General features: G+C 45.1%; 1 protein-coding gene. It reads right to left on the bottom strand.

Features of this window, described 5'->3' with window-relative positions:
- Positions 1-1,376, bottom strand: a 1,376-nt coding sequence (locus HUS62_RS22230) for an Ig-like domain-containing protein (RefSeq protein ID WP_175081187.1), incomplete at both ends; no start/stop codon positions are given.

The following is a 1,376-nucleotide window of genomic DNA, read 5'->3' as shown; positions in this document are numbered from 1 at the left end:
CTGATGAGCGGTGTCACATCATTGCTATCGGCCAAGGTATCAAGAGTGATGGTCGGTGCGGTGATGTCTATTTCACCAGTGGCACTGTCGGTGCCGGTATTACCTGCCGCATCAGTGACTGAAGCATTAACAGTAAAACTACCTTCTGCCAGTATAGTGGCTGCAGCAACTGACCAGCTTCCATTCGCTAATACCGTAGCGACTAAAGTTTGTGGATTGCCTTGTGAATCAGTAATGAGCACTGTGACTGTGCTTCCTGCCGGCACATCCGTTGTACCACTTATTGTTGGCGTGGTATCATTTGTTTGTGCAACCTCATTAATTACAATGATGGGTGAGGTTAAATCAATTGTTCCTACAGCAGAGTCTGTGCCTTCAACACCACCTACAGTAACGCTAGCAGTAACCGTAAAATCACCTTCAGTTAATGCATTATTAGCTGTGGCAGTCCAAATACCACCTGAGGCACTTACGGTCAGTGTTTCAACTGGATTGATGCCATCATTTATAGTCACTGTGATCGTACTTCCATCAGGAGCACTTGTTGTTCCTGAAATAGTAGGCGTTGTATCGTTCGTCTGGCCTATAGCATCAATTGAAATACTAGGCGCACTGGTATTCAAGGTGAAATTCTCTGTTGCTGAGGCGCTATTTCCTGCAGCATCTTCTACCGTAGCAACCACGCTGTAGTCATCATTCGCTAACAATGAAGAGGTCACAGACCAATTACCAGCGCCATCAACAGTTGCGGTCAAGCTGATTTCATCACCACCGGTATCTGTTAATACAAGTGAAATAACGGTGCCTGCTGGCTCCGAAGATGTACCACTAATGGTTGGTGTTGCAGTGTTAATTGTACCTAGATTATTGATTGTAATGATAGGCGCTATAGTATCTATCGCCCCTGAGCCTGTATCACTCCCTGTATTACCTGCAGCATCTGTGATTGTTGCAGTAATTGTGTAGTTACCATCAGGTATTTCTGATGCGTCTGTTTGCCATGTGCCTGCAGCACTTACAACAGCTGTAAAACTATAATTATCGCCATTACTGTCTGTAACTATAATATTTACAATTGTGCCCGCAGGCTCGGTAGAAGTGCCGCTGATTGTTGGGGTATTATCATTGCTTAAGCCATTATCATTCACAACGACTGTAGGATTTACCGTATCAATACTACCTGAGGCACTGATTGTTGTACTATTGCCCGCCACGTCACTCACTGTTGCTGACACGGTGTAATCACCTTCGGCGAGTCCATTAGGCACTTCAACACGCCAATCACCATTACTGTCAACAGTTGCGGTCAGTGTTTGTACGGTGCCATCATTATCTGTCACCGTTACTGTAACAGTACCACCTATTTCATTACTGCG

Source organism: Pseudoalteromonas sp. 0303, assembly GCF_013349995.1.
Classification (GTDB): Bacteria; Pseudomonadota; Gammaproteobacteria; order Enterobacterales; family Alteromonadaceae; genus Pseudoalteromonas.
Note: the sequence above shows the minus strand (reverse complement) of the source record. Positions and strands in the feature narration are given on the sequence as shown.